The sequence below is a fragment of the Streptomyces daghestanicus genome (assembly GCF_020521275.1).
In the GTDB taxonomy this organism is placed as follows: Bacteria; Actinomycetota; Actinomycetes; order Streptomycetales; family Streptomycetaceae; genus Streptomyces; species Streptomyces griseoviridis.
The window spans coordinates 29,294-48,328 of sequence record NZ_BNDX01000013.1 but is presented as its reverse complement, the minus strand read 5'-3'; the positions used below and the strand labels follow the sequence as shown (position 1 = coordinate 48,328).

Genomic DNA, 19,035 nt, shown 5'->3' with positions numbered 1-19,035 from the left:
CGAGACGAGAGGGAGACACCAGTATGGACTCCGTCCTGCACACGACGGGCCGGTTTGGCCCGCGCACCCTTGTGATCACCGCCGCCGCCGTCCCGCTGACCGGCTGGGCCGTCCACGCGACCGTGCTGCTCAAGCAGATCGCCGCCAAGGAGAAGGACCCGCTGACCGGGCTGCTGCGCCGCGACGCCTACACCGCCCGCGCCCGTCGGCTCCTGTCCCGCCACGGCGACGACACGACCGTGGTCATGGTCGACGCCGACAGGTTCAAGGAGATCAACGATGGTCTCGGGCACGCGGCGGGCGACACCGTCCTCGCGTCGATCGCGGCCCGGCTCACCGCCTGGGCGGGCCCGCGCGCTGCGGTCGGCCGGCTCGGGGGCGATGAGTTCGCCGTGGTCCTGGCGCTGCCCGCCGACCGCCGCGCGCTCCGCTTGGAGCAGCTGGTCCGGATGCTCCACACGCCGGTCGTCCTGGACGCCGGCGGCACCGTCGACGTCGCCGCGTCGGTCGGCGCCGCGGCCCCGGACGTGATCGGCACACGCGACCTGACGCGCCTGCAGAGGGCGGCCGACGCCGCGCTGTACGACGGCAAGCACACCGGCCGCGCAGTCCTGGCGACCGCCGCGCACGCCGCCACGCCGACCGTCAACGGGCGCCGCGCGGGCAGGCCCGGCACGGCCGTGTGGGGGCGAGCGGCGTGAGCACCGTGACCCTCCCGCAGGGCGACTGGATCCGCGGCATCAGCGTCCAGCAGCCGCACGCCGCGTGCATCCTGACCGGCGCCAAGGGCATCGAGAACCGCCCGCGTCCCTGGAGCTGGCGCGGCTGGATGCTCCTGCACGCGGGCCAGCGGATCGACCGGCCCGCCCTGCGAGTCCCGCAGATCGCCCGCACGATCTGCGGCCGCGATCTGACTACCGGATCCGTTCTCGGCATCGCGCGCCTGGTCGACTGCCACCAGGACCCCGAGGGCTCCCAGCCCTGCACGCCCTGGGCGCAGGTGGGGACCTGGCACCTGGTCCTCCAGGACGTCCAGGAGCTGCCGCTGCCCGTGCCCGCAGCCGGACAGCTCGGGCCCTGGAAGCCGACCGAGGATCTGCTGGCCAGCGTCTTCCAGCAGTTGCCCGCCTTCCGGCCGTGACCAGCAGGGGACGCACGAAGAAGGAGAAGCAGCCGTTCGAGCCGGGCCTGATCCCGGCTCCCGGCCACCTTCTCGTCTGGCGCGACAGCCGGCACTTCGACCACTGGCAGGCCCTCCCCTGCACGCTGTGCGGCCAGCCCACGCCCATGCGCTCCCATTCCGAGGAGCCCGTGCACAAGGCATGCGCGGAGGACTGGATCACCGCCAACCCCGTTGAGGCCCGCCTCGGGCGGTTCGCCTCCGACCTCGCGCCGAAGCCCAAGTCCGAGTCCAAGGGCCAAGGCGACCACGTCTGACCTCCACCTGGAGGACCCCATGAGCAGCACCGAACGCGACGTCGACCAGGCCCTCGCCTACCCCGAGCCGCCGGCTTCCCCGCTCTGGCACCGCCACGGCGCGCAGGCCCGCCCGCTCACCGATGCCCAGAAGCGGCGCAACCGCGAGCTGCTGGACATCGCCCAGCGCACCACCCGACCCCGCTCCCCTCGCACCACCGAGACACTGGCGGAGGCCAGCTGATGGACACCAAGCACTGCGCCCTCGACGGCTGGGTCGACGCGATCCCCGTCCCCGGCCCCCGCGACACCGTCACCTTCGACCTGGTCGTCCGGCCCGCCGACATCGACACGCTCGACGACGACGCCCCCGACACGGTCGTCACCTGCACCAGCGGCGACCCCCGGATCACCCACGAGCTGCTGAACGGCATACAGCCCGGCGACCTGCTCCGCGCGACCGGCACCCTGGTCCAGCCGCCGGCGCCCGGCGAGCCCGCCCGGCTCACCGTCGACGCCCTGGAGGTCCTGGACACCGCGCTGGTCCCGGTCCTGCGGGAGATGGTGCTCGACAGGTACGGCGACTACGTCGTCATCTTCGACGCCGACACCGACGCCGTGCCTGTCTTCACCGCGCACGGGACGTGGGTCGGCCTGGCGGACAACCCCGACGCCATCGCCACCCTCATCGACATCCACGAGCGTGTGAACGGCGGTGACGCCTGATGGCCACCACCGAGCAGCCCCGAACCGTCCTGGAGCGGTTCCCCGCCGGAGCTCCCCGCGGCTCCTGGCCGGCCGAAGAATTCGCCGCCGCCCAGCGCGCCCAGGGCACCAACGCCCGCGTCGTGATGGACCTCGGCAGCGGCCAGTTCCTCGTCATCACCGACACCACCCACTGAGAGGCGCACATGACCGACACCGAGACGCCCGAAGCCATCCGCTACACCGCCGACGTGGTGGCCCTCACGCCCGACGGCAGCGTGCTGCTGATCGAACGCGATTGGCCGCCGTACGAGGGCTCCTGGGCCCTGCCCGGAGGCCACGTCGACTCCGGCGAGACCAGCCGCCGTGCGGCCGGCCGCGAGTTGGAGGAGGAGACCGGCGTCCGAGTGGACGCCGACAGCCTGCGCCCGATCGGCGTCTGGGATGCCCCCGACCGCGACCCGCGCGGCCGGTACGTCACCGTCGCGTACGCGGCCGTCGTCCCGGCCGGCACCCCGATCGTCGCCGGAGACGACGCCCGCACCGCCCGCTGGTGGCCCCTGGCCAACCTGCCGGAGCGCCTGGCGTTCGACCACGCCGACATCCTCCGCGCGGCCATGGCTTCCTGACCCACCAGCACGACACCACAGCGCCGCGCCCCGACCAGAAGGCCGGGGCGCGGCGCTTCCCCGTTCTCTCCCTTCACCAGCACCCCGAGGAGCCCCTGCGTGTTACCCACCCTCATCACCGCCGGCCTCGCCGTTGTTGCCACCCTGCTGGGCGCGATCGTCTCCGGCCGCTTCCAGGAACGCGCCGCCGAACGGCAGATGCGCGCCAGCCACGGCGAGGCGATCCGCCGCGACCGTCTGGAAGCCGTCACCGCGCTGGCCTGCGCCGCCAGCGACCACCGCACGGCGATGTGGATGCGCGGCGACGCCATCCTCAAGGGCGCCGGCACCGACCGGATCGAGGCCCTGCGCGGCGACAGCCACATGACCCGCAGCGCCGTCACCCGCCCCCTGGTCGCCCTGCGCGTCCTCATCGAGGACCAGGCCGTGCGCGCCGCCGCCGACCGCATGATCACGCTCACGTACGCGATCCGGGACGCGTACGCCACCACCGAGGACCTGACCGCAGCCCGCGAGGCCGCGAAGGCCGCCCACGACGACTTCGTGAACACCGCCGCCCGCTACCTGCGCCCCGCGAGCACCCACCCCGCCTTCGAGCAGGAGAGCCCCCGATGATCCGTCGCTTCCGCCGCTGCGGCCACGCCCCCGGCGCCATCTCCCCCGAGGACCAGGCCGTCGTCGACCAGTTCCGCGCGATGCTCACCGCCGTACGCAACCCGGAGCCCTGGACGCCCGGCTCGCCTTGGACGTCGCCGTGCGGGTCGGCCCGTTCGTCGAACGCGCCCACCCCCGGCCCGGCGACGACCACGGCACCGAGATGATCGCCGTCGCCCTGGTCCACCCCGACACCGGCGACGCCGCGGCCTACCTCCACGGCCGCCAGCTCGGCTACGACGGCCGGGGCTGGCTGCGCTGCGCGACGACCGCAATCCTCGGCACCTGGCAGCCGGCCTACGCGATGCTCACCCACGCCGCCGCCGGCCTCCCCCTGCCCAACGACGTCGGCATGGCCCCCGCGCACTACGCCCTCTACATCGAGGCCCGCAAACGCGACGACAGCCTCGACGGCTTTACTCTGCTGCGCGTCGGCCCGTATACCCAGACCCGGCACGCCCAGCAGGACTACGACCGGCTCACCACCGCGCTGGACGGACGCGAGACCACCCTCGTGCCCGGCCACCGCGTCGCCGCGAGGTTCGGGCCATTCGACGTGAGCGACCACCACCTGTTCGCCGACCCGTACGAGGCCGACGCCGCGGCGCTCCTGGACGCCGCCGTCGCAGGGGTGAGCGCGTGACCGCTCTGGCTCGCACCGCCGTCCAGTACGCCCAAGCCGTCGACGCCCATGGCGTGATGGCACGAAACTGGTCGGTCCTCAAGGGGGCCGTGGCCTTCGACAGCCGGAGGCTACGGCCCCTTTTTGCGTTTCCAGTGGAAACGGCGCCCTGGAGGCGGGGCGCGGGAGTCAACCCGCTGTCGCCGGTCTACTTCCGCCCGTCGCCCCCCTCTCAGCTACACGCAAAGCGGATTCCGGTGGGGAAGGGGTCTGCCGTTTCCATTGGAAACGCTAGTCTCGGGCCGTACTTCTCATTGCAGTCCTGGAGATCAGATGGCAGGCGCGCTCCCGCGGCCCAAGCGCAACAGCACCCAGTCCAAGCCCACGGTGGCTCCCGAAGACGTCCTCTACACCGACAAGGACCGAAGCGGCGACATCCTGGAACTGGAGCTCACGTCCCTCTGCCCCAACCCCTTCAACAAGCGAGAGATGAAGGGGGTGCCTGAACTCGCCGCGACGATCAAGGAAGTCGGGCTGCTCCAGAACATCGCCCACATCAGGGCTGAGGTCTGGATCAAGACCTACCCGGAGACCGCCGACAAGATCACAGCCCCTAACGTGATCCTCTTCGGTGAGCACCGCTGGCGGGCCCTCCAAGAGCTGGGCTGGGAGAAGATCCCGAGCGTTCTGAGGGACGACAAGGTCGCGGACGCCCGCCTCATCACCTTGATCGAGAACCTGCGCCGTGCTCAGCTCAGCCCCCTCGAGGAAGCCGAGCACTACCAGGCCCTCCGGGAGGCCGGCCTTTCCTACGAGCAGATCGCAGAGAAGGTCGGCGAGACCGCAGACGGCGCCATCTCCAAGGGCACTGTCTGGAAGCGCGTCAAGCTCCTAGAACTGAGCCCCGAGGTACAGCAGGCCCTCCGAGACGGAACACTCAAAGTCAGCGCCGCCGAGAAGGCACAGCAGCTCGACGGCGAGGACCAGCGGGCCTACCTCGGTCTCGTACGAGGCGGTGCGCGTCCCGCCGAAGCGCACGCGCAGATCCTCGCCCGCCAGCGCCAGCCAGAGGACGCCGCCGACGACGCACCCGTTTCCAATGGAAATGACTCCGGCGGAGAGACGCCAGCCGTTCCGGAACCGTCATCCGAGACGACCACCGTTTCCAACGGAAACGGGGAAGCCGCGCCGCCCGCATCCAAGCGGCCGAAGCAGGCGAAGAAGGCTGCCGGGAAGGACGATGCCGACCGCCGCGCCGCAGCCGCAGCCCGAGACACCCACTGCCGGCTCCTGCTGGAAACCACCGACCCGTCCGACCCCGACAGCCACGAGCTGATCCTCAGCGTGCTCGCGGCCGCCGTGCTGGCTCCGCAGCAGCAGTCCGCGGCCCAGCAGCGCGCCTACCTCTGGCTGCGCGAGATCAACCGCCACGGCCTGGAGGCCGCCGACGCTGCCGCCTATTTCAACGCGGTGCAGGACTCCGGCGACTCTGCTCTGCAGCGCCTCGCCGCCTTCGCGAGCGCCCTGGCCGCGGCTGAACTCCGGACGAGCGCGCGACGCCAGTCCTGGAGCAGCCGCGAGATCCACCACGTCCGTGTTCTCCAGGAGCACGCACAGTACGAACCGCAGACCGAGTGGGAGCAGAAGGAACTCGGACTGGTCACCGCAGGAGGAGACCGATGACCGTCGACCCGCGCTTCCGTCCCAAGGGACGCAACTGGCCTCTCATCTGGGCCTTCCTCATCGAGTGCGGCGGATCAACGAAGACCAGCAGCGCCACCTCCATGGCCGTCACGGCCGCTCTCCGGGGATACCCCGGCGTCGTCTTCGACCTCGACAGCAACATGTCGTCCTCGCTGATCCTCGGCTATGACGAGACCGCGCTGAAGGGCAAGAAGACCGCCTACGACCTGCTGCGTGGCGACGCCACGTTCGATGAGGTCGCCCTTCCCGCCCGGTTCCGCATCGGTGACGGCTACGACGAGGACGCCTTCGCGCCGATCCCGAACCTGCGAGTCGTCCCCAGCAGCCCCACCATGGCCGGCGCGGACACCGCCATCGCTGAGGACGTCGACCGCAACGACTGGTTCGTCGAACTCTGCCGCGGCTACGCAGGCGACGACACGGTGTTCTACATGGACTTCCCGGCGAGCTACGGCAAGATGCCCTACTCCGTGCTGCGCATGCTGGACGAGGACGACTCCGTCATCCCGTCCATCAAGGCGGATCCCAAGGACGTCAAAATGGTTGCCCGGCTCGTGGACGAGCTGGAGCGGGTTCGAAGCAAGAATCGCGGCCGGATGTCCGTGCCGGGTCGCCCCACCCTCAACCACATGCTCCTCACCGGAACACCGACGCCCACCTACAAGGAAGCCGCCGCTCGGCGCGCTGCCGAGCTCGCCCAGGCCAAGTACGGCTCCGTGCTCCTGCCGTACGTCCGGTACTCGGCAGACGCCAAGAAGCTGTACGAGGACGAGTGCCCCCTGCCGATCCTCCTGCCGAACTCCGCGCCCTCCGTGGACTACCGCAAGATCATGACGCACCTCGGATTCGTCGACCTGGCAGCCTGACCGTTTCCACTGGAAACGGCGACACGTCGCAGGGCCGGTTCCCTCACCTCGGTGAGGAGCTGGCCCTGCGGCATGACGGCCGCCTGAGCCCACGGCGGGGGCGCCCCGCTGTCAGTGCCCTCCGCTAGGGTCGGCGCCCTATCGCTACGAGGATGGGAGCGTCTGTGACCGAGCACCTCTTCGACTCGCACGGGCAGTTCATCGCGTTCCGCCGTGACACCACCGACAAGTACGTGTTCACCGCGGACGGCCACCAGCTCGGGTGGCTCCCGTTTGGGGACCTCGATGTCCACGACCACTCCACCGGCAACTACCTGGCGACCATCGTTGAGGACCGCCTGCTGGTCCTGCCGAACCGCCCTCCCCGCGGTCTTCCCGGCCTGCCTGGCCTGCCTGGTCTCCCGGGCCTCCCCGGACTGCCGGGCCTTCGAGGGCCCATCACCCTCCCGGCAGGAGCGAAGGACCTCCCGAAGACCGCCACCACCCAGTTCCAGTACCTCTTCGATTCGTCGGGCGAATGGATCGCCTTCCGGATCGGCCAGTACGTCTGGGCTCCGGACTGCGAGTGGATCGGTTGGTGCCCCTACAACGACGAGAAGGTGTTTGCTCCGGACGGCGCCTACCTCGGCTCGATCCTGGACGCCGACCGGCTCGCCCGTGAGGTACGAGCGCCGCGTTACGGCAGGGCCGGGCGACCGGGACGACCTGGAAGGCCCGGACGCCCTGGACGGCCTGGGCGTCCCGGACGGATCACCCTGCCCGGGGGCTGGCAGGACCTGCGTCGCGCGGGGTGACCGTTCCGAGGGCCTCCTACCCAACAAGAAGGCGCCCGTTTCCACTGGAAACGCTGAACAACACCATGAAGGAGGCCCGCGCTCGTCAAGGGGCGCGGGCTTCGCCATTCCCGACGCAGTGGCACGACAGTCAGCGTGAGGCGACACCCGAGCGCGCGCCGCTCACCGCGTGACGCGGCGCCGTGCGGTCGCAGGGACGCCGGGCAGCCCGTAGACCGGATGTATGGTCCTTCGGCCGCCGGTGGAGCCGATGCTGGCGCAGGCCCGTGACACGGTGCCCGCGCCGGGCGCGCTGCCCGGGGAGCTGCGGTTCCAGCCGAAGTTCGACGGCTACCGGGCGCTCGTCTTCACCCCATGGCCGGCGCCCGGCCCGCTGCTGATCCAGTCCCGTCGCGGCAGCCTCATGCAGAGCCGCTTCCCCGATCTCATGGCCGCGGCCGCGCACCTGCCCGACGGCCTGGTCCTCGATGGCGAGCTGATCGTGTGGGTGGAGGGCCAGATGTCATTTGAGGCGCTCCAGCGGCGAGCCGTCTCCGGCGGTCGGACCGCCGCCCGCCTCGCCCGCGAGATGCCGGCGCACTTCATCGCCTTCGACCTCCTCCAGCTCGACGGCCAGGAGCTATTGCACGTCCCGTACGGCGAGCGGCGCGCGCACCTGGAGGAGCTGTTCACCGACCGCGGGCTGGGTGCCCCTTGGACGCTCTGCCCGGAGACGACCGACCCGGCGACGACCAAGGAGTGGCTGACGTCCTGGACGCAGGTGCCGGGTGTCGAAGGGCTGGTGATCCGGGGGAGCGGTCAGCGGTATCTGCCGGGAGCCCGCGCGCTGTACAAGGTGCGCCGAAGGGATACCACTGAGACGGTGGTCGGCGCGATCACCGGCACCGTAGGGCGGCCGCAGACGCTCATGCTGGGCCGCCTCGACGCGGAGGGTGTGCTCCGGCCGGTCGGCCGCAGCACGCCGCTACGGCCGGACGCGGCGCGCGACCTGGCCGAGCGGCTGACGCCCGCAGGGCCCGGTCACCCGTGGGAGGGCGTGCGGTTCACGACCTCCTGGGGGTCGCGCACACCGCTCGACGTCGTGCTCGTCGAACCGGAGCTGGTCGCCGAGGTCACGGTGGACACGGCGCAGGAGCGCGGCGCCTGGAGACACCCGGTGCGCTTCGCACGGCTCCGGCTCGACGTGGAGGTCACGGACGTCCCGCCCTTCGGCGCGCGCGCTGAGCCCGCAAGCAGATGACCGCCCTCCCGCCGCGGTCCGGGCAGCGTCAGGGGCCGGTGAGGATGTCGTGGGTGCCGATGCGGCGCCAGACAATGTGCTGCTCGCCGGGAACTATCGGTGTCCCGTACTCCCACGTTGCGCGTCCTGCGGGGCCGGTGCCCATGGACCAGGTGAGTTCGTAGATGCCGGGTGCGCGCTGGACGCGCTTGATGCGGAGGCCGGCGCGGAAGCGGCCGGTGCGTAGGTCCTCGACGAAGGCCGCCACGGTCTGGCGGAAGCGGCGGCGCTGTTCCGGGGTGAGGCGGTCCAGGTCGGTGGTGAAGCGGGGCAGGGCCTCGTAGGTCGGCACGTCGGTCCTCCAGGCAGCAAGAAGCCCCCGGCGCTGCCGGGGGCGGAGAGTCGGTGACGTGGTGCAGGGCGTGGCGTCTTTGGCCGTCGGGTGGGGGAGCGGTAAGTGGATGTGCGCTGGTTGACGGTGAAGTCGTCTGCTGGTGGTCTTCGGGGTGTGTGAGGCGTGGGTGCCTGGGGGCCGCGCAGTATTTGCATGGCCCTGGTGGTGTCCGCCGGGCGGGCACGGTGTCGCCGCGGCCGCCCGTCCGGCGGGATCGGCCATGAAGTTCCGGTGAACCCTCCCGCCTGACGGGATCGTGCTTTTCCGCAGGTCAGAGCCGGTGTTCGCTGCCGGGATGATCAGTGTTGCGAAGGTGCAGCGACGGAACGCCTGGCGGTACTACGTGCGCGGGGTCGCGTTCGGGGACGGGCGCCGCCCCGTCGGCCAGTCGTTCAAGGACGCCCAGGAGATGGCCGGACTCCCGCCCGGGAGGTGGTTGGGGCGCGGCCTGGCCGCGCTGGGCCTCGCCGCAGGGCAGGTGGTGACGGAACGGCAGATGAAGCTGTTGTTCGGGGAAGGCCGGCACCCGGACTCCGACCGCCTGGAACGCGAGCTCCTGGACGACGGCGTCGACCCGGCCACGGCCAGGCGGGCCACCGTCCTCGGTCAGCCGATCGAGGAGATCGAGCAGCGCAAACAGACCCCGCTGCTCGCCCTGGACCTCGTGTTCCGGCCGCAGGCCTCACTGATCATGCTGTGGGCGCTGGGGGACGACCGGACGCGCCGGATCATCGAGCGGGCGCACGAGCGGGCCGTCGCCGCGACCCTTCGCTGGCTGGAGGACGAGGTCGCACAGACCCGGTGGGCATCCGGCCGGGGGCGCGCGAAAGCCCCGGCCCTGGTCGTCGCGGCGTTCCGGCACAACGACAACAGGAACGGATTTCCCCTCCTGCACGAGCACTGTCTGATCGCCAACCGCGTACAGCGCCCGGACGGCTCCTGGTACGCGCTGGACACGGTCCGGCTCTACAAGAACATCGTGGCCGCCGACACGCTGTACACCTTGGAGATGACCACCGAGGTGTGCGAGGAGCTCGGGCTGGCGACCGTGCCCCGGGAGGTGACGCCGGGCCTGCGCCCGGTGATGGAGATAGCCGACGTCGACCAGGAGCTCATCGACTGGTCCTCCACCCGGCGCCGCCGGATCGAGGACGTCCTCGAGGGCATCACCGACGACTACGTGAAGAAGCACGGCCGGCTCCCCGGCGAGCGAGCCCGCCACGGTCTGGCGTGGTGGGCGGCGCAGGAGACCCGACCGGACAAGAAGACCCCGCGCCCGCTGGACCAGCTGCTGGCGTGGTGGCGTGTCTCCGCGCTCCTGAAGTTCGGGCAGCGGACGGTCGACGAGCTCCTTCAGCGGTGCCAGGCGGCCGGGGCAGCGATCCGGGCCCGGGTGAGGCCGTGGGTGGACACCGCGCTCGCCACGGTCGATGTCGCCGCGGTCGTCTTCACCGTGCGCGGGATCTTCTACCGCCGCCACGTCCTGGCCGAAGCGCGCCGGCACCTGCTGGAGACCCTGCGCGGCCGCGCCTACGTGCCCGGCATCGACAGCCACATCGCCAACCGGGCCCTGGAGCGCTACGGCCGTCAGCTCACCGTGCCCCAGAAGGGCCGGCGGCCCCCGGCTGCGGATCAGCTCTCCTAAACAGCGGACTTCGTCTGGCCCACCCGCTGGTGGATCGCGGGTACCGACGGGAAGCCACCCCGGGAGTCAACCCGGTACGAGCGGGCGCGGCTCGCCAGCCTCACCCTGCAGAACGCGATTCGCGACGCCCTCACCGCACCGCCCGCACGGGACGAAGCTCCGGCCGCGACTGCGTCGGCCGCGCAGCACGGCGTCGACCATCCCGGCCGGATGGCCGCCAAGACCCCGGCGCAGCGGGCCGCCGCCATCCACGCCCACCAGCAGGCCGCGATGCCGCAGGAGTACCTGGAGGGCCGCACAACGGACCCCGCAACGTGGATGACCTCGCCGCAGAACCTCGCCCACCTCGCCTCCCTCACCCGCGCAGCCGAGGCCCGCGGCCGCACGGTCGAAGAGCAGGCGGACCAGACCAAGCACGCACACCAGGCGAAGCAGGCTCCGGCCGCCGACGCGCAGCAGCATCACCACACGACGCAGCCCGACCAGAACAGGGGAGCCGGCCCCCACCGGTGAAGGGATGCCAACCGGCCAGCAGGTGGCCGATCTGCGCCTTCACCCGCGAGGCCCGGCGGCCCGGACTGAGAATCGGGGCGTTGGCACCCGACACGGGAGGAACCTTGACCGACCTGCACGAACCGCTGGAACCGCTGGAGAGCTACCCCGACGAACTGCCCCCGCCCCGCCAGCGCGGCGACGTGAACCTGGTGGGCCTGCTCAGCCTCGCCGACGACCTCGCCCGCAGCCTGTCCGCGCTGAAGATCCGGGTTCAGCCCCACGACCCGAAGACCTCGCTCGTCAGCCCCGAGAAGGCCCGCGAGAACACGGAGAAGGAAGTCGACCGGCTCCTGGGCACGGCCGTCTACCTCCAGCGCCACGCCCACGCCGCGCTGCTCGGGCGGTGCGTCCTGGGCGCGGATTCCGAGGAGGACTGTTCCACGGAGGGCGCCAACCTCCAGCTCAACGTCTGGGACGACAAAACGCGCCGGGACATCGTCGAAGACGGCACCACCGGCTGCGTCACCCACACCGTGGAAGCCGCCCGCCGGGCCATGGCCGACCCCACCAGCCGCAAGATCCTCCTCGCCTTCGTCCGCGACGACGAAGGCACCGCTGTCGCCCGTGCCCTCGGACTCGGACCGGACGACACCGCGCAGTTCTTCGATCGCGGCCTCACCCTGCGCCCGGAACACCGCGCCGGCTGACCTCACGGTTCCCCGCGGCCGCGCCCCGGCCGCCAGACACCCGCATTGGAGCGCCCGTTGCCCTACGAGGCCCGCGATCTGAACTTGACCGACCCGACGAAGGGCTACCTGAACTTCGTCCTCTACACCGAGCCCCAGCGGGGCGCCGTCACGTCGTCGCTGAACGCCGTACGGGACATCGAGGCGCAGCAGACCGTGACGCCTCACTTCCAGGAGTGGCTGGGCAGGCTGGTGCGCTGCGAGCCGAACGCGATGCACTGCACCCTCGTGGAGCCGAAGAAGATCCCAGCCTTGTTCCACCCGTGCGTCACGGAGGACAAGGACAGCCCCTCGGCCATCCGCGGATCGGGCTGCCTGTGCCGCCGGACCTTCTACGATCCCGAGTTCGGGCTGCCCGTCGTGGGGGAGCACTTCAAGCACGCGGGCACCGGCGGCACGGACCAGTGGAGCTACACGACGTACGCCCCGCTCGAACTGCGCCCGGACGACACCTTCAGCCGCTTCTACACCGGCCGCAGTCTGTTCTGGGCCCGGACAGACAAGGGCGTGCTCTCGCTCCTGCCGCAGAGGAACGGCCTGGGCTACGAGATCGGGTACAACGGCGGGGGTCCGCACGCCCTGGCCGCCTACCTCACCCAGGTTGCCACGACTGACGGGCAGCACACGACTGCCGGCGCCCAGTACGAGGATGCGCACCCGGCGATCGTTGCCTGGACGCAGAGCAAGGCGGCGGACCGTGGCACGAACGAGCTGTCGCTCAGCGACCTCAAGGCCATGATGCAGAGCTGACCGGTGCCCCCGGACGCCCCACGGACCAGCCGTCCGTGGGGCGTCCGCGCTTCTGCCTCCCAGAAGGCCGGACCGGGGGCACTCCACCTCGCGGGACGGACAGCGAAGTCGCCGCACCAGCTCTCGGGACGCGGTCACAGCACACGGCCCGGACGCGCCGGGGACCGGCGAGGGTGCAGGAAGTGCGACCCCGCCTGAGCACGGAGGCCCCGATGGTCAACCCCGTCCCACCGCCGCACCTGTCACCGGAGCAGCGTGAGCGCCTGGAGCTGCTCGTCGACGCGGTCCGGCTGCGCACGGTGCTGTACCCGGCCCCGAAGCTGCCACTGCCCCAGCCCCGCGCTCGCTCCCGGCAGTACCCCAGCGGCCGGCCGAACCCGTGGCGCTCCGCCCGTACGCACCGACGCCGCCAGAGGTGAGTGGGCACACGGTGGACTCCACCGTGCACCCGGTGGTGGATCGGCGGCGGCCGGGTGGAAGTGGGCTCCACTCCGAGAGTGGAGCCCACCGTGGTGATCCACCGGGTGGAAGCGGACTCCACCCTGGTGTCCATCGGACGGGAGTGGACTCCACTCCGAGGAGCGCCGGCCAGTGGGAGAGTGCGGGGCCTTCCGGCGTCCGGTGCGCTCCACCGGCGCGCACCGCGTCCTCGGTGCGCCGCACCGAGCGCGCCTCCTACACGGACCATGCGCACCACCCGGTCAGGACCGCCTCGCACGTCAATTTCCTGTGATCTCCCGCACAATCCGGGATCTGCCAAGACGACGGTCAAGGGGTCGCGTGATACAGGAACTCGGCTCGACACGGCGCCTCTTAGCAGTGGCATCGCGCACCACCAGGAGTGCGCGGCGCGCCGTGCTGCGCACCACCGGATGGACGGGTGCGCGCACCGACCGCACCGTGGTGCGCACCACCGCACCGGTGGTGCGCCCCGAGCGCACCATGCTGCGCACCGCTGCTCTGGGAGTGGAATCCACCGCGCGGAGTGGACTCCACTCGGTGGAGCCCACCGCGCGGTGGGCGGACAGGGTGGACTCCACTCGATGCACGACATCGCGGTGGGGGAGTGGACAGCATCCGCGGCCCACCATCCACGGCAGGCCGTGCGCCACCCCCTTGTCCACCTCTGCTACCTGCGACATGCCCACCGAAAACGGGCAGCGCCCGGGGGAGGAGAAATCTCCGTCCCCGGACGCTGCCCCGGCCGCTCCGGCTCAGGCCGTGGCCGCCGGCTGCCCGGCGTAGGCGTCGCCGCGGATGTCTGCGAGGAACTGGTGGACCTGGTCGACCTCCTGCATGCACTCGATCAGGAACCCGACCGCGATCCACGCGGTGTGCGCCCCGGCCCCGCTTGCGAGGCACCACCGCTTCAGGTACCGGCTCGCCACCGTCACCAGCTGCCCGGCGACGTACGCGGAATCGCAGTCGGCGTGCTCATCGGGCACGACGGTGAGGTAGTCGGCCAGCAGCAGCGCACCGAACTCACCGATCAGCCGCGCCAGCTCCGGGCCGTCCGCGTGGAACTCCGCCAGCGCGGCCTTCTCCTCCTCGCTGCCCTGCTCCCGCCAGACCAGCTCCACGTAGTCGGCGGCCCGCAGGATCTGCTCCGGGGCGAGCTGGGGCACCTTGGGCGACGTCGTCTCCATGACGACCTCCCTGCTGTTCGCTGGCCGGATGCCTGGTGCGCCCGGCCGATCGCCCTACGGTGCGCGCCCGGCCCTGTGGACAGAGTCCGCGCTCCGGAGACGCTGCGGGCGTGACTCCGATCACGGACAAACTCGGACTGCAAGGGGCGGTCAAGGAGGAATCGGACGCCCAGTGTCGGCGGCGGTCAGACCGCGGACAAGGGGTGGTTTCACACGGTGGCTCCGGCCCGCGCGCAGATCCGCGCGCGGGCCGGACGACGCCGACCCGGCCCACAGGGTTGGAGAAACCGAGGACACCATGCCGACTGAACCCACGCCCGACCCCGCCCACGAGGACCGCGCCACCCGCGACCACTGGCCCTCCGAGGACGTCGACCAGGTCCCGCAGGCCCCCTCCACGGGCCTCTCCATCGCCCCCTCCACGGCCGCTTCGACTGCCCGGCGCGCATCCGCAGGTCAGCCCCGGAAGTCAAGGTCCCGCGACGCGTTCGACAACCCTTCTAAGTCTCTGAAGCAGACATGGAAGCCAACCCACACCCGCAAGAAGGAAGTGCTGAAGGCTCTCGGGATCTTCCAGAGGGCTACCGCTGAACACCTGTGGCGGATGCTGCGCCCCGGCGACCGGCACGACCGGTGCACGAGGGACACCCTCAACGCCCTCAAGGACGAGGGGAAGGTCCGGGTGGAGACACGACTGGAGTCGGGACACCAGCTGTGGGTGCTCACCGAGCGAGGACACAAGGAAGCCAAGCAACTGCTGCCGGGGAACGTCCGGATCTCCGCGCTGCGCAAGCTCGAGTTCGACGACGACGGCGAGCCGGTCACCGGCGAGGGCTACGACGAACACGCGGCCGCCGTCACGATGACCGCTGCGGTCCTCACGGGGGCCGGGTTCGGCACGCCGCTGTCCTGGCAGACCGAGATCGCCCACCGCCTCCCGTACGGCTACACCCAGTACGCCGACCTGACGATGCGCGCCCCGGAGGCCGGCGTGCCCGCGATGCTCCTGGAGGTCGACCGCGTGAACGAGCCCGTCGACGTCCTGGTGGACAAGGTGCGCCGCTACACCGAGTGGTTCGAGCTCCTGGCGCCGAAGGCCGACAAGGACCGCGAGAGGGTGGCCCGCGCCTTCGGGGGAGTGAGGGTGCACGTCTTCCGGCTGTGGTCGCGGATCTACCCGGCGACCGGCCACGAGGGCTACGTGCCCCTCGCGTTCGTGTTCACGGGCAAGACGAAGGCGCAGCGGGCCAGCAGGATGCGGCGGCTGGAGCAGGCCGCCCGTTCCTACTTCGCCGGCACCACGTACGCGGGCGGGGGCATCACGGCCGTCGACTACAACCAGGCGGTGCCCGTGGTCGTCACCGAGCTGGAGCGGATCACGACCGATCCTGATGGAGCGGCGGGGAAGGTGTGGCGCAGGCTCGGGCGCGATGAGTGGCAGACGCTGACGGAGGCCCTGGACAACCCCGACGGTGACCGGCTGTACGTGATGCAGGCGGAGCAGTCCCGCAGGCGCCAGGAGGAGCGCGAAGCCGCGGCGCGCGAGGCGCAGCGACCCGTGTGCGGGCGCTGCGGAGCGAAGTTCACCGACGACCGCTGGGACTCGATCCGGCACTACCCGGCGCAGCAGCACCGCGACTTCTGCGAGTCGTGCCTGCATGAACACTGGGAACAGGTGCAGGCGGAGCAGGCCGCGCGGCGCCAGGCGGAGGAAGTCGCAGCGCGAGAGGCGGCCGAAGCGGAGGCGAAGAAGGGCCGCGGCCTGTTCGGGCGCCGCCGGTAGGTGCGGCGGGGGCGTGGGCAAGTCACCCTCGGATGGCGGCTTGCCCACCCCGGCCGGGACGGGCTGAGGTGGGCACGCCGGGCCGGGCCCGATGACCTCGGGCCGGAGAAGGGGATGCGGTGCGCGGATTCGAGACGGGCCAGACGGTCGTACGGCGCGATGTCCACCGGTCGGGAAGGGTGTGGAGCGAGCAGGCGCTGCGCGTCGTCGACGACACCCGCGAGGCCTTGGTGACGGCCTGCGCACCCGGCGCTCAGGCCCGGTGGCCGGCCCTGTACGCGCAGGCCCGCGCGCAGGGAGACCGCTCGATGCGCACGGACGCGTTCGACGCGATGGCAACGGGGGAGTGGGAGCTCGAGGGGGCGGTGTGGCAGGAGACCGACCTGCTGCTGTGGAAGCCGCCCACGTCCTGGTTCAGCGTCAACGCCTTCTTCGTCCCCGAAGGGGACGGGCGCCGGCTGCGGAACTGGTACGTCAACTTCGAGCACCCCACCCGCCGCACCGAGGCCGGCTTCGACACCCTCGACCTCACCGTTGACCTGGTCGTAGCACCCGACCTCACCCACTGGGAATGGAAGGACGAAGACGAGTACGCCCACGTGCGGCGCCTCGGCATCGTCTCCGACACCGAGCACCAGGCCGTCGACGCCGCCCGCGACGAGGTCCTGGCGATGCTCACCGAACGCTCCGGCATCTTCGCGCAGGCGGAACAGTGGGCGGCCTGGCGATGGGATCCGGCCTGGCCCACGCCGCGCCTGCCCCGGCCGGTCCCCGCGACGCGACGCTAACGGATTCGGTGCTCTACGTTCCCGCCCGCTCGGTCCCGCGACCGCGTCTCCACCCGGGAGACCAGCGCGGCCGGGCAGAGAGGACCGTCACCATGACCTTCATCGAGCCCGGTCTGTACGTACGCGACGGCTTCGCCGAAGGGCCGCTCGCCGACGCCGCGCTGTCCCGCGCGGCTCGCGCCAGGCAGCTCCTCGATGAACTGCAGGAGCAGGCGCCCACGATGACCGACGGGCAGCTGCGCGACGGCGTGTACCGGGCGCTGCGCCCCTTCACCCAGGAGCAGCCGCCCACGTGCCAGGTCGACAGCATCACCGCGCTGATCCGCCGGGGGGTGCGCATCGACTGGCCCGTCTCCGACCGTCTGCCCTGCGCCTGATGCCCGCCTCGTGGGAGGGCACCCCCGCGCCCTCCCGCCGGACGGGGGATGCCGACCTGTCGGTCGCCGCTGGCCTTCCGCTGTCGGCGGCGGCTGGGAGGCGTCTGGGAGAACCCCGACCCGGCGATCGCCGCCGCGCAGACGGGCGGCATCGGCCTGGTCTCCGCCGCGGCCGTGGGCGGCGCCGTGTACGGGCTGGCGACGCGCAAGCGCCGGGAGTTCATGCGTGAGTGGGTGACCCCGCTGCACGAGGCCCTGGCCGTGCCGCTGGGCATGTCGGAGCTGACCGACCCGTGCCGCTACCTCCACGTGCCCAGGAACTTCTCCGACGACGACGCCGAGATACGCATCGACGTGCCCGCCCACATGCGGTTCAACGAGGACCTGGTCGTCGACCTCATCGTCAAGAAGCTCGCCCTGGAGAACGTCTCCTTCACCTGGCGCCGCGCGGGCAAGGACACCCACGTCATCGTCAAGAAGCGCCAGGCCCCGCCCAAGATGCTGCGCCTGACCGACCCGGGCGTGCGGGAGATCCTGGCGAAGATGCCCGAGTCCGCGCCGCTGATCGGCTTCGGCGCGGGCAAGAAGAAGGTCTCCGTCGACCTGGACGCCGACTCCCCGCACGTCCTGATCTCCGCCGGCACCGGCGGCGGCAAGTCGACCATCCTGCGCACGATCTGCTGCCAGTTCATCCACAACGGCGCGCACGCCTACGTCCTGGACTTCAAGCGGATCTCCCACACCTGGGCCCGCGGCGTGCCCGGCGTCACCTACTGCCGGGACATCGCCGAGATCCACGACGCGCTGATCCGGCTCGCGCAGGAAGGCCGGCGCCGACTCTCCCTCGCGGAGCAGCTGGCCGACGACGTCCTGGAGCGCGAACCGTGGCGGGTCGGCCCGCGGCTGGTGATCCTCCTCGAAGAGGTCAACGCCACCATGGCGCAGCTCAAGCGGCACTGGGCGAAGATCCGCGAGCCCGGCGACCCCAAGGAGTCTCCGGCCATCGACGCGCTCGCCGAGATCCTGTTCATGGGCCGCCAGGTCCGCCTCCACGTGCTCCTGGTCGCGCAGTCCGCCACCGCCCGCGCCATCGGCGGCCCCGAGATGCGCGAGAACTTCGCCACCCGGATCCTGGTCCGCTACACCTTGAACGCCTGGCGCATGCTCGTGCCCGAGGTCAGCCCCATCCCGATGCCGAGCGACCACAACGGCCGCGTCCAAGTCGTCACCCGCGGCCGCGCCCAGGAGACGCAGGTACTGAACCTGTCGAACGAGGAAGCCCGCGAGTGGGCGATGTCCGGCGTCCACTCCAAGGGCACGACCGGCCCGTCCCTGTACAAGCCGCCCGCCCCCGCCGCCCCGGCCGACGACTTCGCCGACGCCTGGAGCACCAGCGCCTCCGAGCTCCCGCCCGCGCCCGCCACCGAGCCGCCGGCCTCCCACCGGGACCTGGCCGCCGAAGCCTCGGTTCTCACATCCTCGCCCGCGGCCGTCGCCCCGGCCGCCGACGTGCCCGACACCGCCGCGGCGACGTTGCCGGCACCACCGGCACCCGCCGACGACGACCAGGCGCTGGGACTGCGCGAGGCGTACGACAACCACCTGTCGGAGATTGTCGCCAGCCTCGACGCGCTACGCCGGGCCCGGCACGACGACCCGGAATTTCCCGCCCCGGTCGGCAAGCGCGGCGCCGCGTTCCTCTACCGCGTCGGCGACCTCAAGAAGTGGGCCCGCAACCGGCCTCGCGCCGCCCCCGGCACCACCGACCTCGACTGACCGCCCCGGGCCCCGCGCGACCAAGC

General features: G+C 71.5%; 25 protein-coding genes. 23 read left to right on the top strand and 2 right to left on the bottom strand.

What is annotated here, in order from left to right; genetic code table 11:
- The first annotated feature begins 23 nt into the window (after positions 1-23).
- From Sdagh_RS24590 to Sdagh_RS24525, 14 genes are all read left to right on the top strand, one after another.
- Positions 24-701 (top strand): GGDEF domain-containing protein, encoded by a 678-nt coding sequence (locus Sdagh_RS24590; protein ID WP_190078522.1) that lies wholly within the window; start codon positions 24-26, stop codon positions 699-701.
- Positions 698-1,141 carry an ASCH domain-containing protein gene (locus Sdagh_RS24585; protein WP_190078523.1) on the top strand — a complete coding sequence of 148 codons (444 nt, stop codon included), beginning with the start codon at positions 698-700 and terminating at the stop codon, positions 1,139-1,141. Before Sdagh_RS24590 ends, Sdagh_RS24585 begins: the two co-directional genes overlap by 4 nt.
- The gene (locus Sdagh_RS24580; RefSeq protein WP_226535676.1) at positions 1,138-1,437 is read left to right on the top strand and encodes a hypothetical protein; all 300 of its coding nucleotides are present in this window, start codon (positions 1,138-1,140) and stop codon (positions 1,435-1,437) included. Before Sdagh_RS24585 ends, Sdagh_RS24580 begins: the two co-directional genes overlap by 4 nt.
- A 19-nt stretch (positions 1,438-1,456) precedes the next feature.
- A complete protein-coding gene (locus Sdagh_RS24575) occupies positions 1,457-1,660 on the top strand; it encodes a hypothetical protein (RefSeq protein ID WP_190078524.1) in 204 nt (67 codons plus the stop codon).
- Positions 1,660-2,142 (top strand): hypothetical protein, encoded by a 483-nt coding sequence (locus Sdagh_RS24570; RefSeq protein ID WP_190078525.1) that lies wholly within the window; start codon positions 1,660-1,662, stop codon positions 2,140-2,142. Before Sdagh_RS24575 ends, Sdagh_RS24570 begins: the two co-directional genes overlap by 1 nt.
- Complete coding sequence (locus Sdagh_RS24565; RefSeq protein WP_190078526.1) at positions 2,142-2,318, top strand: DUF8839 family protein; 177 nt, start codon at positions 2,142-2,144, stop codon at positions 2,316-2,318. The genes Sdagh_RS24570 and Sdagh_RS24565 overlap by 1 nt, the downstream gene beginning before the upstream one ends.
- A 9-nt stretch (positions 2,319-2,327) precedes the next feature.
- The gene (locus Sdagh_RS24560) at positions 2,328-2,750 is read left to right on the top strand and encodes an NUDIX domain-containing protein (protein WP_190078527.1); all 423 of its coding nucleotides are present in this window, start codon (positions 2,328-2,330) and stop codon (positions 2,748-2,750) included.
- 99 nt (positions 2,751-2,849) lie between these two features.
- On the top strand, positions 2,850-3,365 hold the full coding sequence (gene kilB, locus Sdagh_RS24555; protein WP_190078528.1) for a plasmid transfer protein KilB: 516 nt from the start codon (positions 2,850-2,852) through the stop codon (positions 3,363-3,365).
- Positions 3,362-3,571, top strand: coding sequence for a hypothetical protein (locus tag Sdagh_RS24550; RefSeq protein WP_226535674.1), 210 nt, complete (start codon positions 3,362-3,364; stop codon positions 3,569-3,571). Before kilB ends, Sdagh_RS24550 begins: the two co-directional genes overlap by 4 nt.
- Positions 3,505-4,047: a hypothetical protein gene (locus tag Sdagh_RS24545; RefSeq protein ID WP_226535672.1), complete on the top strand. Its 543-nt coding sequence runs from the start codon at positions 3,505-3,507 to the stop codon at positions 4,045-4,047. Before Sdagh_RS24550 ends, Sdagh_RS24545 begins: the two co-directional genes overlap by 67 nt.
- A 312-nt stretch (positions 4,048-4,359) precedes the next feature.
- The gene (locus Sdagh_RS24540; protein ID WP_190078529.1) at positions 4,360-5,709 is read left to right on the top strand and encodes a ParB/RepB/Spo0J family partition protein; all 1,350 of its coding nucleotides are present in this window, start codon (positions 4,360-4,362) and stop codon (positions 5,707-5,709) included.
- Positions 5,706-6,596, top strand: coding sequence for a ParA family protein (locus Sdagh_RS24535; RefSeq protein ID WP_190078530.1), 891 nt, complete (start codon positions 5,706-5,708; stop codon positions 6,594-6,596). Before Sdagh_RS24540 ends, Sdagh_RS24535 begins: the two co-directional genes overlap by 4 nt.
- 152 nt (positions 6,597-6,748) lie before the next feature.
- A complete protein-coding gene (locus Sdagh_RS24530; RefSeq protein WP_190078531.1) occupies positions 6,749-7,390 on the top strand; it encodes a 4-fold beta flower protein in 642 nt (213 codons plus the stop codon).
- Positions 7,391-7,613: 223 nt separating this feature from the next.
- Complete coding sequence (locus tag Sdagh_RS24525; RefSeq protein WP_190078532.1) at positions 7,614-8,630, top strand: ATP-dependent DNA ligase; 1,017 nt, start codon at positions 7,614-7,616, stop codon at positions 8,628-8,630.
- Between the two features lie 28 nt (positions 8,631-8,658).
- On the opposite strand, the gene Sdagh_RS24520 is transcribed toward Sdagh_RS24525, so the two are convergent.
- Positions 8,659-8,961, bottom strand: a complete 303-nt coding sequence (locus Sdagh_RS24520; protein ID WP_190078533.1) for a hypothetical protein — start codon at positions 8,959-8,961, stop codon at positions 8,659-8,661.
- A gap of 337 nt (positions 8,962-9,298) precedes the next feature.
- On the opposite strand from Sdagh_RS24520, the gene mobF reads away from it, so the two are divergent.
- The 5 genes from mobF (at position 9,299) to Sdagh_RS24495 (ending at position 13,058) form a co-directional block, all read left to right on the top strand.
- Positions 9,299-10,648 (top strand): MobF family relaxase, encoded by a 1,350-nt coding sequence (gene mobF, locus Sdagh_RS24515; protein ID WP_226535670.1) that lies wholly within the window; start codon positions 9,299-9,301, stop codon positions 10,646-10,648.
- Between the two features lie 210 nt (positions 10,649-10,858).
- Positions 10,859-11,161, top strand: a complete 303-nt coding sequence (locus Sdagh_RS24510; RefSeq protein ID WP_226535668.1) for a hypothetical protein — start codon at positions 10,859-10,861, stop codon at positions 11,159-11,161.
- A gap of 104 nt (positions 11,162-11,265) precedes the next feature.
- Positions 11,266-11,850: a hypothetical protein gene (locus tag Sdagh_RS24505; protein WP_190078534.1), complete on the top strand. Its 585-nt coding sequence runs from the start codon at positions 11,266-11,268 to the stop codon at positions 11,848-11,850.
- 84 nt (positions 11,851-11,934) lie between these two features.
- On the top strand, positions 11,935-12,639 hold the full coding sequence (locus tag Sdagh_RS24500) for a hypothetical protein (protein ID WP_226535666.1): 705 nt from the start codon (positions 11,935-11,937) through the stop codon (positions 12,637-12,639).
- Positions 12,640-12,851: 212 nt separating this feature from the next.
- On the top strand, positions 12,852-13,058 hold the full coding sequence (locus Sdagh_RS24495; protein WP_190078535.1) for a hypothetical protein: 207 nt from the start codon (positions 12,852-12,854) through the stop codon (positions 13,056-13,058).
- A gap of 795 nt (positions 13,059-13,853) precedes the next feature.
- Here Sdagh_RS24495 and Sdagh_RS24490 read toward each other — a convergent pair.
- Positions 13,854-14,285 (bottom strand): hypothetical protein, encoded by a 432-nt coding sequence (locus Sdagh_RS24490; protein WP_190078536.1) that lies wholly within the window; start codon positions 14,283-14,285, stop codon positions 13,854-13,856.
- Positions 14,286-14,583: 298 nt separating this feature from the next.
- Between Sdagh_RS24490 and Sdagh_RS24485 the strand changes: the two genes are divergently transcribed.
- From Sdagh_RS24485 to Sdagh_RS24470, 4 genes are all read left to right on the top strand, one after another.
- Complete coding sequence (locus Sdagh_RS24485) at positions 14,584-16,068, top strand: replication-relaxation family protein (RefSeq protein ID WP_190078537.1); 1,485 nt, start codon at positions 14,584-14,586, stop codon at positions 16,066-16,068.
- Positions 16,069-16,187: 119 nt separating this feature from the next.
- Entirely contained in the window at positions 16,188-16,856 is a 669-nt protein-coding gene (locus Sdagh_RS24480; RefSeq protein WP_190078538.1) for a ribonuclease FAU-1 family protein, read from the top strand.
- A gap of 92 nt (positions 16,857-16,948) precedes the next feature.
- Entirely contained in the window at positions 16,949-17,233 is a 285-nt protein-coding gene (locus Sdagh_RS24475; RefSeq protein WP_190078539.1) for a hypothetical protein, read from the top strand.
- 48 nt (positions 17,234-17,281) lie between these two features.
- Entirely contained in the window at positions 17,282-19,009 is a 1,728-nt protein-coding gene (locus tag Sdagh_RS24470; protein ID WP_226535664.1) for a helicase HerA domain-containing protein, read from the top strand.
- The last annotated feature ends 26 nt before the right edge of the window (positions 19,010-19,035 follow it).